General features: G+C 60.8%; 15 protein-coding genes. 8 read left to right on the forward strand and 7 right to left on the reverse strand.

Annotated elements, in window-relative coordinates:
• Nucleotides 1–48 precede the first annotated feature (48 nt).
• The 3 genes from ACSBPU_RS02120 to ACSBPU_RS02130 are packed head-to-tail and all read left to right on the forward strand — an operon-like array spanning nt 49 to nt 2,139.
• Nucleotides 49–702 (forward strand): ABC transporter permease subunit, encoded by a 654-nt coding sequence (locus ACSBPU_RS02120; RefSeq protein ID WP_180070250.1) that lies wholly within the window; start codon nt 49–51, stop codon nt 700–702.
• Entirely contained in the window at nt 702–1,346 is a 645-nt protein-coding gene (locus ACSBPU_RS02125) for an amino acid ABC transporter permease (RefSeq protein ID WP_442595160.1), read from the forward strand. Before ACSBPU_RS02120 ends, ACSBPU_RS02125 begins: the two co-directional genes overlap by 1 nt.
• On the forward strand, nt 1,336–2,139 hold the full coding sequence (locus ACSBPU_RS02130) for an amino acid ABC transporter ATP-binding protein (protein WP_442595162.1): 804 nt from the start codon (nt 1,336–1,338) through the stop codon (nt 2,137–2,139). Before ACSBPU_RS02125 ends, ACSBPU_RS02130 begins: the two co-directional genes overlap by 11 nt.
• Before the next feature lie 130 nt (nt 2,140–2,269).
• Here ACSBPU_RS02130 and ACSBPU_RS02135 read toward each other — a convergent pair whose 3' ends face one another.
• From ACSBPU_RS02135 to ACSBPU_RS02165, 7 genes are all read right to left on the reverse strand, one after another.
• Nucleotides 2,270–3,244, reverse strand: a complete 975-nt coding sequence (locus ACSBPU_RS02135; protein WP_442595164.1) for a Bug family tripartite tricarboxylate transporter substrate binding protein — start codon at nt 3,242–3,244, stop codon at nt 2,270–2,272.
• Between the two features lie 11 nt (nt 3,245–3,255).
• Nucleotides 3,256–4,233 (reverse strand): Bug family tripartite tricarboxylate transporter substrate binding protein, encoded by a 978-nt coding sequence (locus tag ACSBPU_RS02140; protein WP_442595166.1) that lies wholly within the window; start codon nt 4,231–4,233, stop codon nt 3,256–3,258.
• Nucleotides 4,234–4,271: 38 nt separating this feature from the next.
• Nucleotides 4,272–5,129, reverse strand: a complete 858-nt coding sequence (locus ACSBPU_RS02145) for an amidohydrolase family protein (protein WP_442595168.1) — start codon at nt 5,127–5,129, stop codon at nt 4,272–4,274.
• Nucleotides 5,130–5,147: 18 nt separating this feature from the next.
• Nucleotides 5,148–6,002, reverse strand: coding sequence for an amidohydrolase family protein (locus tag ACSBPU_RS02150; RefSeq protein ID WP_442595170.1), 855 nt, complete (start codon nt 6,000–6,002; stop codon nt 5,148–5,150).
• A 57-nt stretch (nt 6,003–6,059) separates the two neighbouring features.
• Nucleotides 6,060–6,830, reverse strand: a complete 771-nt coding sequence (locus tag ACSBPU_RS02155) for a GntR family transcriptional regulator (RefSeq protein ID WP_442595172.1) — start codon at nt 6,828–6,830, stop codon at nt 6,060–6,062.
• 159 nt (nt 6,831–6,989) lie between these two features.
• Nucleotides 6,990–8,399, reverse strand: a complete 1,410-nt coding sequence (locus tag ACSBPU_RS02160) for an FAD-binding oxidoreductase (protein ID WP_442595174.1) — start codon at nt 8,397–8,399, stop codon at nt 6,990–6,992.
• A 200-nt stretch (nt 8,400–8,599) separates the two neighbouring features.
• Nucleotides 8,600–9,295 carry a FadR/GntR family transcriptional regulator gene (locus tag ACSBPU_RS02165; protein ID WP_442595176.1) on the reverse strand — a complete coding sequence of 232 codons (696 nt, stop codon included), beginning with the start codon at nt 9,293–9,295 and terminating at the stop codon, nt 8,600–8,602.
• A gap of 276 nt (nt 9,296–9,571) precedes the next feature.
• Between ACSBPU_RS02165 and ACSBPU_RS02170 the strand changes: the two genes are divergently transcribed.
• The 5 genes from ACSBPU_RS02170 (at nt 9,572) to ACSBPU_RS02190 (ending at nt 14,048) form a co-directional block, all read left to right on the forward strand.
• Nucleotides 9,572–10,303, forward strand: coding sequence for a PIG-L deacetylase family protein (locus tag ACSBPU_RS02170; protein WP_442595178.1), 732 nt, complete (start codon nt 9,572–9,574; stop codon nt 10,301–10,303).
• A 37-nt stretch (nt 10,304–10,340) separates the two neighbouring features.
• Nucleotides 10,341–11,387, forward strand: a complete 1,047-nt coding sequence (locus ACSBPU_RS02175) for a ketopantoate reductase family protein (RefSeq protein WP_442595180.1) — start codon at nt 10,341–10,343, stop codon at nt 11,385–11,387.
• 93 nt (nt 11,388–11,480) lie between these two features.
• Nucleotides 11,481–12,146 carry an RraA family protein gene (locus tag ACSBPU_RS02180; protein ID WP_442595183.1) on the forward strand — a complete coding sequence of 222 codons (666 nt, stop codon included), beginning with the start codon at nt 11,481–11,483 and terminating at the stop codon, nt 12,144–12,146.
• A gap of 42 nt (nt 12,147–12,188) precedes the next feature.
• Complete coding sequence (locus ACSBPU_RS02185) at nt 12,189–13,175, forward strand: Bug family tripartite tricarboxylate transporter substrate binding protein (protein ID WP_442595185.1); 987 nt, start codon at nt 12,189–12,191, stop codon at nt 13,173–13,175.
• 150 nt (nt 13,176–13,325) lie between these two features.
• Nucleotides 13,326–14,048 carry a GntR family transcriptional regulator gene (locus tag ACSBPU_RS02190; protein ID WP_442595187.1) on the forward strand — a complete coding sequence of 241 codons (723 nt, stop codon included), beginning with the start codon at nt 13,326–13,328 and terminating at the stop codon, nt 14,046–14,048.
• Nucleotides 14,049–14,054: the final 6 nt, after the last annotated feature.

Genomic DNA, 14,054 nt, shown 5'->3' on the forward strand with positions numbered 1-14,054 from the left:
AAAAACTTCCGATTTTCGGAATTATCAGAATACCACCGAGGAGACACCATGTCACTGGATCTAGCTTTCTTCCAGCGTATCCTGTCGACGCTTTCCGAAGGCCTGCTGACCACCCTGGTGCTGGCCGCTCTGGCCATCGCACTGTCCGCCTTGTGGGGCGTACCGCTGGTAATGGGTCTGCTTTCCCGCTCGCGGCTTTTATCGCGCCTGACCGGCGCCTATATCGAAGTCGTACGCAATACCCCCGTGTTGGTGCAAATGTTCTTCATCTTTTTCGGTTCCGGTACGTTGGGATACCCGCTATCCGGCTTCGCGACGGGCCTGATCGCCATGGTATTGCAAAACGGGGCGTATATCGCCGAAATCTACCGGGGCGGAATCCAGTCCATACCGGGCCAGCAGGCTGAAGGAGGCCTGGCGTTGGGCCTGACGCCGCGCCGGGCCTTTCGCATCGTTATCCTGCCGCAGGCCTTGCGCAAAGTGATTCCCCCGCTTTCCAACCAGGGAATCCTCATCATCAAGGATACCTCGCTGGTCGCGACGATATCCGTTGCCGAACTGACTTTCCATGCGCGCATGCTTGCCGACCGAACGGCCGCCGTATTCGAGATCTTCTTCACCCTGGCTGTTTTCTATTTGATCATAACCGCGGTTTTCGGCGGGGCGATGCGCCTGCTCGAGCGCCGCATAAGGATAGCGTGATGGAACTTCTGATCAATAGCCTGCCTTTGCTCGGCATGGGTGCGGTGACGACGCTCTATCTATCGTTTGCGGCCATCCTGCTGTCCACGGCGCTGGGCCTGGCATTCGCGCTATGCCAGCTGTACGGCGGGCTGCTGTTGCGCATCGTGGTCGAAACCTATCTGTACATCATGCGCGGCGTGCCCTTGCTCGTCTTGCTGTTCACCATGTATTACGCGGCGCCGTATGCAGGCATGGAAATCGATCCGACGACGGGCGGCATCGTGGTCATCGCCGCTTATTTCGGCGCTTTCATGACAGAGGTATTCCGCGCCGCGGTGCTGTCCGTCGCCGTCGCTCAATGGGAAGCCGGCAAGGCGATAGGGCTTACCGGAAGGCGGATATTCACGGACATCATTGCCCGCCAAGCCATGCGGGTGGCAGGTCCCGCATATGTCAACACCTGCATAGGTGTGGTCAAGGGGACATCGCTGGTGGCGATCATCGGACTGGTGGACCTGACCTATGTGGGGCGACAGATCGTCGAACGCACCTTGGCGCCGTTCGAGATCTTCGGCTTCGTGGCCTTGGTCTATTTTTTCATATGTTATGGACTGTCCCGATTGGGCAAGTATCTGGAGAGGCGGTTGGACTATGTCAATTAATGCCTGCTTGAGCGGCGACGCGGCGATTGCGATAAGCAACGTATCCAAATGGTTTGGGCACCACCAGGTTCTCAAAGACATCAGCACCGAGGTGCGGCACGGCGAAGCGGTGGTCGTCATCGGGCCCAGCGGCTCGGGAAAATCCACACTGCTGCGCTGCGTGAACTTCCTGGAAGAATTCCAGCAGGGCGAGATCACGATCGGCGCAGAAGCCATGGGATACAAGCTCGATGCCAACGGACGCCGCGTTCGCCGTTCGGAGGTCGAGATCGCGGAGATGCGCGCCCGGGTCGGCATGGTCTTTCAGAGCTTCAATTTGTTCCCGCACATGAGCGTACTGAAGAACGTGGCGCTTGGGCCGGTGCGCGCGCTGTCTGTTCCTCGCCGAGAGGCCGAGGAAAGAGCGGCGGCTCTGCTCGACCGTGTCGGTCTGGCGAGCAAGGCCGACGCCATGCCCAGGCTATTGTCGGGCGGTCAGCAACAGCGGGTGGCCATTGCGCGCGCGCTGGCTATGCAGCCCAAGGCCATATTGTTCGATGAAGTCACGTCGGCGCTGGATCCGGAGCTGGTGGGCGAGGTGCTCGACGTGATGCGGCAGCTCGTGCAGGACGGAATGACGATGATCATCGTTACGCACGAAATGGCGTTCGCCAAAGCCTTTGCGCATCGGGTGGTGTTCATGGCGGACGGTGAAATCGTCGAGCAGGGGCCACCGGAACAGATTTTCGACGATCCGCAGTCCCCCCGGCTGCAGGCCTTCCTGAAACGGTTCAAGCAGGGGTATCAGTTTTGATGAGGAACGGGGGCTTGGGGTCAGCCCTTGGGGTCAGACCCTATAGGGTCTGACCCCTTCCTTTCCGCCGGGTCTGACCCCTACTCCCGCCGGCTGGGGTCAGACCCCGTACGGGGTCTGACCCCCCACATCACTGCAGCGTAATCCCCGCGCTCTTGATGATTTCCGCCCATTTGTCGCCGTCTTTCCGCATGACGGCGGCGAAGTCCTCCGGTGTGCCTTGGCTGGGATCGGCGCCCAGGCGTTCGATGTCTTCTTTGTACTTTGCCAGACCCCGGACCAATGCGTCATTGAGCTTGGCGATGATGGCCGCCGGCGTGCCCGCGGGGGCGAATACGCCCCACCAGGAACTGGCTTCATAGCCTTTGAGACCCTGTTCCGACACGGTGGGTACATCGGGAAGCTGCGGACTGTGAGCAGCGCCCGTAACGGCGATGGCCTTGACCTGACCGGAGCGGATGTAGGGCAGGGCGCTGGGCAGGTTGTCGAACATGATCTGAACACGGCCGGCGACCAGGTCGGTATAGGCGGCGGCGCTGCCCTTGTAGGGAATGTGCGCCAGCTGCACCTTGGCCTGCCGGGCGAACATCTCGCCCGCAAGATGTATGACTCCGCCTTTGCCGCCGGAGGCGAAATTGACTTCCCCGGGCTTGCCCCGGGCATAGTCTATGAGTTCCTGGACCGACTTGGCGGGCACGGAGGGGTGTGCGACGAGCACGTTCATTGCGGTCCCCACCATCATCACGGGCGCCAGGTCTTTATAGGGATCGAAGGGAAATGACGGATCAAGGCTGGGAGAAATCACCAGATGGCCGGCGCCGCCAAGCAGCAGCGTATAGCCATCGGCGGGGGAGCGCGCCACTTGCGCGGAACCGATGTTTCCGCCCGCGCCCGCCCGGTTCTCCACGACCACGGCAACTTTAAGTTCGTCGCCGAGCGCCTTGCCGATCAGGCGCCCGAAAAGATCAGTGGTGCCGCCCGCGCCAAAAGGCACGACCAGCTTGATGGGCTTGTCCGGATAGGCGTTGGCCGCGGCAGCGATGCTCGCGTCCGTTAGCGCGAGGGTGCTCAAAAGGGCATAAGCCACGTTGCGTAGGATTTTCATGTGGTCTCTCCTCATTGGGCCTTGGCTTGCGCCTGGTCGATGACCTGGCCCCACTTCGTCATTTCCGTCTTCACGAAAGCGGTGAAATCGTTGCGGCTGCTGCCGACAGGCAGCACGGTTTTCTGCAGCAGCGATTCCCGGATGCCGTCTTTCGCCAGCACCGTGGCGACGTCGCGGCTGATGCGGTCCATCAGTTCGGCGGGCGTTCCGCCCGGTGCCCAAAGCGACAGCCACGAACTGACGTCGATATCCAGCGAACTGCTTTCCTTGACCGTGGGAACGTCGGGCAGCGACGGGATGCGTTCGGCGCGCGGCGTCGCAAGCGCCCGAAGGTCTCCTTTCTGCACATGGGGAATCAGGCCTTGCGCCGAATCGACCATTAGCTGTATGCGGCCCGCAAGCAGGTCGGTCGTCGCGGCCGCCGCACCCTTGAACGGAATGTGGACGATGTCCGTTTGGGTCTTCTGCTTGAAGAGTTCTCCGGCGACGTGCGGGCTGGTGCCGTTTCCGCCGGACCCGAAGTTGAGCTCGCCGGGATGTTGCTTTGCATACTGCACGAATTCCGGCAGCGTTTTTGCGGGCACGGAATCGTGGACCACGATCAGGAAGGGCAAATCGGCCACCTGTGTAACGGGCTGCAGGTCCTCCATCAGGGTATAGGGGACTTTGTCCTGCATGACGGCGTTGATGACGATAGACGTGCCTGCGAACAGCAGGGTGCGGCCGTCTCCCGCCGAGCGGGCCACAGCCGCCGCGCCGATGTTTCCGCCCGCGCCCGGCCGGTTGTCGACGACCACGGGCTGCTTCCACAGCCGGCTGAGCTCGTTTGCCACGCTGCGCGCCACCACATCGGTGACGCCGCCCGGCGGAAAGGGAACGACGATGGTGATGGGACCGCTGGGCAGGGACTGTGCCATGGCGGATGGCGCAAGCATCGCGACGCAGAGCAAGAGCGGCGCGAACAGCGATGTATAGCGATGGATCTTCATGTCTCCTCCGATAGCCTGTGTTCGGCTTTGAATATCGTTCAGGGGGTATTGTTTTCCAGCTTGAGAAGCTTGGCGGCGGTGTTCCAGAGCACATCGTCCAGGCTTTCGGCGCTGATCGGCAGCGCCTTGTAGCCTTTCACGGCCAGGTCCAGGGGGCGGCTCGGGTAGGCGGACGCGAATACGAAGCGGTTTTTCGCAACGGTTTCAATGGCCTTGGTGTAGTGCTCCTCGCCCGGCAGGCCCACGTGGTACATATCGGGCATCAGGTACACATTGGGCCGTCTTGCGGCCACCCCGCACAGCTCGATCGCATAAGGCCAGCAGGCATGCGATACCACGATCTTGAGTTCCGGGAAGCGCGCAGCCAGCCGGTCGACCTGCAACGCATTTCCAAAATCGACACCGGTGCCGCCCATGGGGCCCAGTGTCAGAACCGCGGGATAGTCGTGCTTGATACAAAGCTCGTAGTGATCGAACAGTCGCGGGTCATCGCTGAACATGGGCTCGTCATAGCCGCCGGGATCGAAGGCGATGCCTTTGAATCCATACTCCCGGATGAAGGTTTCGGCTTCTTGCACATTGCTTTTCCCTCGGAAGGGATTTGCGCCGGCCAGGGCATAGAAGCGGTCGGGGAAATCATTGCATATCTTGGCCAGGTCGGCGTTGGTGACCTCGCCTCGGAAATCGTTGCACTGCCTGCCGTTCATGACGCCGATCTCGATGCCCGCGGCTTGCATCTCCTCGAACATCAAGTCGGCGGAATAGGCGAGTACCGAGGGCGCAGGCTCGACGCCCTGCAAGCGGTTGAACTTGGTGTAGCCGCTCTTTTCCCAGATGGCGGTTTTCAGGTAGGTATGCAGCGGCGGCCGCAGGCGAAAATCGATGACGCGTGTCATGTCGGCTCCAGTATCGATTCAGAGGTTCAATAAATGCTTGGCATTGAGGCCCAAGGCCTTTTCCATGGCATCGGGGTTGAAGGGCAATTGCTTGAAGTCGTTGACAGTGGCCTTCAAGTTGCGCAAGGGATAGGCCGTGCCGAAGAGGTACTGGTCGCTCATGAACAGGTTGGCCGCTTCGATGTAGGGTGTCGTGCCCGGGCGGAACTGCATGGAGTCCGGCGACAAATATACGTTCTTGTGCTTCATCGCCACCGCTGTGGCCTTGACGACTTCCGGCCATGCCCCATGGACGATGATGATCTTCAGCTCGGGAAAGCGGGTGGCCAGCCGGTCGACGGGCGTAGGGTCTGCGAAACTGATGTCCGGACCGGCAAGCGGCCCGGACATCACGGCGACCGGACAACCCAGGTCCAGGCAGCGCTCGTAGACCGGCGTGATCCGTTCATCGTCAGGATGGCCGAGAAAGGCTCGGCACGGTTCGATGAAAATGCCTTTCAAGCCCTGCCTGCCGACGTATTCGTCGATCTCATCGCAGGCATTATGGATGCGGTTGGATACGTCTATGCCGGCAAAGCCGACGATGCGGCCCGCATACCGGTTCTGCAGGTCGACCAAGTGGTCATTGGGCAGGATGCCGGCTGGAAACTTCAGCTTGCCCATGTCGATGGCCGGGCTGTTGCGGCCCATGGCCACCCCCACGGAGATCTCCGCCTCGTCCATTTCCTTGATGAAATCGTCCACCGAGTCGTTCATGAAGGCAGGCGACGGTTGCGCGCCGCTGCGTTGCTGGACGCTGGCGACAAAATCCTTCTGGAAGTAGCTGTTGAACTGCGGAGTGGGCGGACGGCAGCGGAAATCGACGATATACATGGTTATGCGCTTGAGTGTTTGAAAGGTTGTGGGTGGCGAACCGGCCGGCGGCGGGCTTCAGGTCGAGGCGTGACTGATCCAGACCTTGGTGTCCAGGTCGCCGTGCTCGGACAGCTCCATTTCGTACTGATAGCGGTCCGGCCTGTACAGGCCGAATTCAAACTGCACCGGCCGGTCTTGCTTGCTGAAGAAGATGCGCGATACGGCAAGCAAGGCGGACCCGACTTCCACGTCGAGCAAGGGGGCCACCAGGGCGTCCGCGAGCTGGGCGGAGATTCTTTGCTTGGCCCTGCCCACTTCCACGCCCGCTTCCCGGAGCAGCACGAGCAGAGGCTCGGCCTTGTCGGCCTTGATGGCTTTGGAAAACTCGAGCGGGGTGAAGGAGGTAACGTGCGAGACCGGTCCGGAAGACGCGCTGCGCAGGCGCACCGATTTCAATACATCCGAGCCCTCCGGCAGGCCGAGGGCAGCGCGCACCACATTGCTGGCGGGGATCTGTTCGCAGTACAGCACTTGTATGGTCAGCTTCAGGTTGGCCTGGAACAGATTGCCCAGCAGGCCGGCCAGTTTCATATCGGCCAGCGACGCCGAATTCGCGGTGGGCCGCGTGCCCCGCTTGGGACTGCGCTCGATCAATCCTTCATCGGCCAGGCGGGCCATGGCCTTGCGGATGGTTACGCGCGCCACCTGGTACTGCTCCATCAGGGAAAACTCGTTCGGAAAGCCGTTGGCGAACGCGCCGTTCTTCAGCCTCTCCAGCAAGAGCAAATACACCTGATGATGCTTCGGCACCGGTATGGCGGCATTGAGCGATCTATGAGTGTTCATGCCCACGATGGTAGCGATGCGCTATTTGACCGGTCAATGGGACAAATAGAAAACCTTTATGGGACAAATAGATAGGTGAGGGGTCAGACCCCGTACGGGGTCTGACCCCGGTGCCACAGATGCCTGGGGTCAGACCCTATAGGGTCAGACCCCTCTCCTTTAAAGCAGCTTGCCCGGATTCATGATGCCGTTCGGGTCGAACAGCCGCTTGATGTCCTGCATCATGCGTATCTGCATGGGGTCTTTATGCCGATGGAAAGCGCTGCGCTTGAGCTGGCCTATGCCATGCTCGGCGCTGATGCTGCCGCCGTATCGTGCCACCTCGTCGAAGACCAGGTCCGCGATGCGTTCTTCCCATTCGTGCGCCCAGGCGCGATCAGCGCCCAGCGGACGCGATACGTTGTAATGAAGGTTGCCATCCCCGAAATGGCCGAAGATGAACAGGCGTGCATCGTCGGCGGCAGTGCGCAGGCGGGCCTCAGCGGATTGCATGAAGTCGGGAATGCGCTCGATGGGCAAGGAGATGTCATGCTTCAGATGCGGACCGTCCGCTTTCTGGGCTTCCGAGATTTCTTCACGCAGGCGCCACAGGCTTTGCAGTTGAGCCAGCGTCGTGGACAGGACGGCGTCCAGGCAAAGCTCCTGCTCCAGCGCCTGTCCGATGACCTCTTCGAGCAATGCCTGCAAGGCCTCTTCGTTGGCCGTGTCCGCCAGCTCGATCAGCACGTAGGCGGGATGCCGGTCGGAAAAAGGAGCGTGCAGTCCTTCGACTTGGCTCAGGACCAGATCGAGGCATTGGTCGGTGAAGAACTCGAAGGCTTGCAGGCGTGGCCCGCAGGCGCCGAAGACCAGGCGCAACAGTTGCAGGGCCTGGTGCGGGGAGTCGACGGCCGCCAGCACCACGGCGCGCACGCGCGAGGGCGCTTGCAGCCGCAACGCCACGCCCGTGATGATGCCCAGCGTGCCTTCCGACCCAATGAATAGCTGCTTGAGATCGTAGCCGGTGTTGTCCTTGCGCAGAGTCTGCAGGCCATTGTAGATTTCCCCATTGGGCAGCACGGCTTCGATGCCCAGCACCAGTTCGCGCGCCATGCCATAGCGCAGCACGTTCACGCCGCCGGCGTTCGTAGCCAGATTGCCGCCTATCTGCGAAGAGTCTTCCGCTGCGAGGCTGAGCGGCAACAGGCGGTCGGTCTCGTTCGCAGTGCGGCGCAAGACGCCCAATATGCATCCCCCATCCGCCACCATGGTGTTGGCTACCGTATCGATGGAGCGGATTTGATTCATGCGGTCCAGCGCCAGGATCACGTTGGCGGGCGAGGCGTCAGGCGTTGCGCCGCCGCACAGGCCGGTGTTGCCTCCCCGAGGCACGACCGGTACCCGGTACTCGTTGCAAAGCCGCAAGCAGGCCGCGACCTGCTCGGTGTTGCGTGGCCGGACCAGCGCTTGCGCGTTGCCCTTGTAAACCCCGCGCCAGTCGGTCAGCCACGGCGCGATGTTGCCCGCGTCCGTTTCAACGATGTCGTCGCCCAAGGTGTCGCGCAGATGCTTCAGGAAGTCGGATGTCATGAGATGAGAGGGATAAGTTTGGGGTCAGACCCCGAATGGGGTCTGACCCCTGGTTTCCATAAGATTTTGGGGTCCGGCCCCGTTCGGGGCCGGACCCCTTGGTTTTTATCATGTTATCAGGTTTTCAGAAGACTAAGTGGTCTAGGGGTCAGACCCCGTACGGGGTCTGACCCCACCTGACCCCACCCGATCCTCCCTTCCTACAATTTCAAGCGCGCCGCTGCGTTGCTCAGATGTTTGAACATGGCGGCTTTCGCTGCTTCGCCATCCTGGTCTTCGATGGCGCGCAGTAGCGTCCGATGTTCTTGCAGGGCTTCGGCGCTGATGCCGGCCTCGGCGGAGTGAGCGCGGGCAATGAAAATGGTGCTGTCGATGCGGGCTGCCAGGAAATCGAAGAACTCCAGGAACAAAGGGTTGCCGGTGGCGCCGGCGATGAGCCGGTGGAATTCCTTGTCGGCCGCCGCTCCGGCACCAGGGTCTTCGGCATGCATGCGTTCGAAGGCCTTGCGCAGGCCCTGGAGCGTTTTGGGCGAGCGCCTCATGGCTGCAAGATAGGCCGCCCCTTCCTCAAAGGCAAGCCGCAATTCGAAAATGTGCTTGAGTGCCGCGAGGTTGCCGCTGTCGGCATCCAGTCTGAAGGTTCTTGAGCTGCCCGCTTCCGTGGCAAATACTCCCGCGCCCTGAATGGTTTCCACCAAGCCGTCATGCTTCAGGCGCGACATCGCTTCGCGGATGACGGAAAGGCTTACGTTGAAAGCGGCGGAAAGCTCGGAGCCGGTGGGCAAGCGTTCGCCCGCCTTGAAGTCGCCGCGAAGCAGGCGTGCCCGCAGCGCGTCGGCCACGTCGTCCGCCAAAGAAGCTCTGCGCTTTACAGGTTTGAGGCCGTCCGTAGACATAGTTGTGTTTTCTTCGATGGGGATGGGGTCAGACCCCGTACGGGGTCTGACCCCCAAACAACCGCAGGGTCTGGCCCCAAGGTGCTTCACATCATATCAGGGGTCGGACCCCGTACGGGGTCTGACCCCAACGTCAACCTTGACCAGCTTGACACCGCCCCGTCAATCCGATAAATTGATACTAATCATTGTAATCATTCGGATCATAAGATTCTTCAACGCATGAATCGTTGATCCAAAAACATTCACAAGTGCTATCAAAGGAGCGGTAAAAAAATGGGTGATTTGTCGAATCAGCGTTTGTTGGTGGTAAGCGCGCATGCGGTGGATTTCGTATGGCGCTGCGCGGGCACCATTGCGAAGTACGCGTCCGCCGGGGCGAAAGTGAGAATCGTCGACCTCACCTTCGGCGAGCGTGGCGAATCCGCAGAGGTCTGGGCGACGCGGCCGGGCATAAAGGTCGAAGAGGTGAAGCAGATACGGCGCGCGGAAGCGGACGAAGCCGCCGCTTTGCTGGGCGCCGAAATTCGATATCTGGACTTCGACGATCACCCCATGGTTCTGGACAAGTCGCATTATCTGAAGCTGGTTGATGAAATCCGCGACTTCAACCCCACGGTGGCATTGACGCATCACACCGAAGATCCGTTGAACTTCGATCATCCCGAAGCCGCCCGTGCATTCTTCTGGGCGCTGCGCTGTGCCGCCGTTCCGGGCGTGAATCCGGAAACGAAGAAAGTGGGGCGCGTAAAGGTATGCATGTTCGAACCCGACCAGCCCGAGTTCTGCAACTTCAAGCCGGACACCTTCATCGATATCACCGACGTCATGGATGTAAAGCTCAAGGCCATGGAGCTGATCGATTCGCAAGCCTATCTGGTCGAGAACTACACCGGCCGGGCGCAGTACCGCGGCTATCTCGCGCAGCGCGTTTCGGGCAACAAGGCTATCCGCTACGCCGAAGCCTATATGCGTTTTGAGCCTTATGTCGGCGAGGCTTTCGTCTGAGAGCAGCCCAATAGAAAAACGACGGAGGAGCAGGATCATGAAAGTAGCAGTGGTGGGAGCCGGCGGCGTCGGCGGGTATGTGGGCGGTCATATGGCCAGGGCGGGCGTGGACGTCACCCTGGTCGATCAATGGCCCGAGCATGTGGAAGCCATGAAAAAGCACGGCCTGAGTCTGGAAGGCGTGACGCCGGAAGAAAGCTATGTCGTACCGGTGCGCGCGCTGCATGTATGCGAAGCGCAGTCGCTGGGGAAGGAAAGACCGATTGACGTGGCCATTGTCGCCACGAAATGCTATGACACCCGCTGGGCCACCGAGTTGATTGCGCCCTATCTGGCGCCGAACGGCTGCGTCGTGTCCTTGCAGAACTCGACGATGGAAGAAGAAATGGCCGGCATCGTAGGGTGGGGGCGGGTGCTGGGGTGCATTGCCAGCATCATCGCGGTGGAGCTCTACAAGCCGGGCCACATCAAGCGGACCATTGCGCTTGGTTCCAAGGACCACACGGTATTCCGCATCGGCGAATGCCATGGCCGGGTGACCGAGCGCGCCCAAGCCATTGCGGCGCTGCTGCAGTATGCGGACTATTCCGAAGTGACCACCAATCTATGGGGTGAACGCTGGTCCAAGCTGGTCATCAATGCCATGCGCAACGGCCTGTCCGCCGTGACCTCGCTGAATGGCAACGAGCGCGATCTCAACGAGGCGCCGCGCTGGGTTTCCATCCGGCTGGCGAGCGAAGCCATACGCGTGGGTCAAGCGCTCGGCTATGCGCTTGTGCCCATGCAAGGCATGGATCCGGAGCTTCTCGCAAGGGCCGGCGAAGGCGACAAGGAAGGGCTGGATCATGCGGTATCCAAGCTCGTCGGCGTCGCGCAGCGTCGGCGCGCGGACCAGCGGCCGTCCATGGCGCAGGACATCGAACGCGACCGCAGGACGGAATCCGATTACATCAATGGACTGATCGCCAGAAAGGGCTCCGAGATCGGCATCCCCGCGCCGCTGAACGCGAAGCTGCACGAGCTGGTGAAGGCGGTGGAGCGCGGCGCGGCAAAACCGGGGCCGGGACTCATCGAAGGTATCTAGGGGTCTGTTAGGGGTCAGACCCCGTACGGGGTCTGACCCCACCCGCAGCACACCTTTATAAATTTTCTTTAACGTAATCAAGTGGAGACATGCATGACGGATTGGCAAGACCCAAAATACAAGGAACTATCCACCGCCGAGATTTCGGACGCGCTGGACTTCTTCGGGCTTCCGGGCTCGGCGCACGGCCTGGGATGCGTGACAGGCGATCACAAGATCATGGGCCGAGCCTTTACGGTGCGCTTCGCGCCGGTCGACCCTCTGAATGTCGGCACGGTGGGTGACTTCATCGACGATGTGAGCGATACGGAAATCATCGTCCTGGACAATGAAGGGCGGACCGATTGCACGGTATGGGGAGGCATCCTCAGTCAGATCGCGAAGCACAAGAACCTCAGAGGAACCGTGATCCACGGTGTGTGCCGCGACTCGCACGAAGCAGTGGATTGCGGCTATCCGATCTTCAGCCGGGGCACGTTCATGCGCACCGGCAAGGATCGCGTGCAGGTGGAAGAGGTCGGGGGCGCGGTTTCCCTGGGGAACGTTCGCGTCAATCCAGGCGACCTTCTGGTGGGCGACCGCGACGGCATCGTCGTGATTCCCTTTGGCAAAGCGACGGAAGTGCTGGAGCGCGCAGTCAAGACACGCCAGGCCGAACTGGACATCATCAAGGCAACGGAATCGGGCAACTCATTGCGGGCGGCCCGCGTGGCGCTGGGATATCACACGCTACAGCGCAAGCAGGCCGGCAAGGCCTGACCATAATGACGGGGCGCCCGACGCCCGAAACAGGAGATCGATGTGAGTTTCAAATCCAAGTTCACCGTATTCGCTTCCATGGTATTGATGGGTCTTGCCGGCGCAGGCGGCGCCATGGCCGCCGATGCTTCCTACCCCGACAAGCCGGTCACCATGCTCGTGCCTTTCCCGCCGGGCAATACCTCGGACATCATGACCCGCGTCGTTGCCCACGAACTCGAACGTGCGATCGGTCAGCCTATCGTCGTCGAGAACCGCCCGGGCGCCGGAGGGGGCATAGGCCTGGCCGCGGTGGCCAGAGCCGCGCCGGACGGCTATACGCTGCTCGTGGGGACCAGCGGCGCCTTCATCACTGCGCCCATTTTCCAGGACAAGCCGTTGCCGGCGGAAAGCTTTGCACCCATCACCTTGATGGCGCATACCGCGCATGTGCTGCTGGCCCACCCTTCCGTGGAGGCCGATACGCTGAAGGCGCTGATCGCCGAGGCGAAAAAGGATCCGAAAAAGTTCACCTTCGCGTCGCTGGGGAACGGTTCGATATCCCACTTGGCAATGGAAATGCTGCTGCGGCAGTCGGGCGCGCAGATGCTGCAGATTCCCTACAAGGGCACAGGGCAGGCGACAAATGATATATTGGGCGGTCGCGTGTCGCTGATGATGGAATCGATCAAGACGTCCTCCATCGCGCATGTCGATGCCGGCAAGCTCAAGGCCCTGGCGGTAACAGGAAAGAACCGGTCCATCCTGCTTCCCAATGTCCCGACGGTGGCGCAAGCGGCCGACCTGCCGGATTATGAGTCGGGCTCCTGGATCGCGCTTTTCGCCCCTGCGGGCACGCCGGAACCCATAGTCGAAAAGCTGAACAAAGAAGTCATCAAGATCATGGAAACGCCAGAGATCAAGAAGAAGCTGCTGGAATTGGGAATCGAGGCGGAAGGAAGCACGCCGCAAGAACTGTCCGGGCTCATCCAGTCGCAAACCGACAAATGGCAGAAGTTCATCAAGGAAGAGAACCTGGCGGCCCAATAAGGCGGGATCTCCTTGGCTCAGGGCCTTTTTGCGCTAACAGGCGGCCCCAGGTTATGCCAAACTAGGGGTCAGACCCCGTACGGGGTCTGACCCCAGCTTCCTATTGTACGGGGTCTGACCCCACCTCCGCCGCCTTCAAGATATGCCGATATGCTGTTATACAAAGAAGTCAAAGAAAAAATCATTCAGGCCCTTTCCGAAGGAAAATGGCAGGCGGGCGACAAGCTGCCGGTCGAATCCGACCTGGCGGAAATGTATGGAGTAAGCAAGTCCACCATACGCGCCGCGGTGGGCGAGCTGGTCGATGCGAACATCCTGGCGCGCAAGCAGGGCAAAGGCACCTTCGTCGCCACCGAAGCGGTATCCCGCAACCTGTACCGCTTCTTCTATTTGGTGGATGCCGCGGGCAAGCGCCATTTTCCCGAACGTCAATTGCTGTCCATCGAGCGGGAAACGGCACCGGATAAAGTGATCGGTGCCTTGCAACTGTACCGATACGGCAGCAACAGGGACATCTTCAGCATACAGATGCTCTTCAAGATCAATGGCCAGGCGGTGGGGCGCAGCAACCCCTGCGTGCCCGTCGCCTTGTTTCCGGGCCTGGACGCCAAGGAAATCCAGCCCGACGACGTGTCGCTGTATTCGCTCTACCACACGATGTACAACATCAACGTGATCCGGGTGGAAGCCAATGTCGGCGTAAGCAGCGCCACGCCCGCCGTGGCGCGCGAGCTGGACGTCTGGCCTCAGGCTCCGCTGCTTAAAATCGAGCGCATCGCCTATACCTATCAGGACGTGCCCGTGGAATACCGGACCATCCTGCTGGACACCAGCGAGATCCAGTACAGAATCGAGCAGGGATCATCGGTGTGAAAGGCT

The sequence above is a fragment of the Parapusillimonas sp. JC17 genome (assembly GCF_052180245.1).
Taxonomy (GTDB): Bacteria; Pseudomonadota; Gammaproteobacteria; order Burkholderiales; family Burkholderiaceae_B; genus Parapusillimonas.

Bases quoted from the DNA above. Each gene is read 5' to 3' on its own strand.
- ACSBPU_RS02140 (WP_442595166.1), bottom strand. From the start codon at position 4,233: ATGAAGATCCATCGCTATACATCGCTGTTCGCGCCGCTCTTGCTCTGC.
- ACSBPU_RS02150 (WP_442595170.1), bottom strand. From the start codon at position 6,002: ATGTATATCGTCGATTTCCGCTGCCGTCCGCCCACTCCGCAGTTCAAC.
- ACSBPU_RS02135 (WP_442595164.1), bottom strand. From the start codon at position 3,244: ATGAAAATCCTACGCAACGTGGCTTATGCCCTTTTGAGCACCCTCGCG.
- ACSBPU_RS02190 (WP_442595187.1), top strand. From the start codon at position 13,326: ATGCTGTTATACAAAGAAGTCAAAGAAAAAATCATTCAGGCCCTTTCC.
- ACSBPU_RS02180 (WP_442595183.1), top strand. From the start codon at position 11,481: ATGACGGATTGGCAAGACCCAAAATACAAGGAACTATCCACCGCCGAG.
- ACSBPU_RS02175 (WP_442595180.1), top strand. From the start codon at position 10,341: ATGAAAGTAGCAGTGGTGGGAGCCGGCGGCGTCGGCGGGTATGTGGGC.
- ACSBPU_RS02165 (WP_442595176.1), bottom strand. From the start codon at position 9,295: ATGTCTACGGACGGCCTCAAACCTGTAAAGCGCAGAGCTTCTTTGGCG.
- ACSBPU_RS02120 (WP_180070250.1), top strand. From the start codon at position 49: ATGTCACTGGATCTAGCTTTCTTCCAGCGTATCCTGTCGACGCTTTCC.
- ACSBPU_RS02125 (WP_442595160.1), top strand. From the start codon at position 702: ATGGAACTTCTGATCAATAGCCTGCCTTTGCTCGGCATGGGTGCGGTG.
- ACSBPU_RS02130 (WP_442595162.1), top strand. From the start codon at position 1,336: ATGTCAATTAATGCCTGCTTGAGCGGCGACGCGGCGATTGCGATAAGC.
- ACSBPU_RS02170 (WP_442595178.1), top strand. From the start codon at position 9,572: ATGGGTGATTTGTCGAATCAGCGTTTGTTGGTGGTAAGCGCGCATGCG.
- ACSBPU_RS02155 (WP_442595172.1), bottom strand. From the start codon at position 6,830: ATGAACACTCATAGATCGCTCAATGCCGCCATACCGGTGCCGAAGCAT.
- ACSBPU_RS02160 (WP_442595174.1), bottom strand. From the start codon at position 8,399: ATGACATCCGACTTCCTGAAGCATCTGCGCGACACCTTGGGCGACGAC.
- ACSBPU_RS02145 (WP_442595168.1), bottom strand. From the start codon at position 5,129: ATGACACGCGTCATCGATTTTCGCCTGCGGCCGCCGCTGCATACCTAC.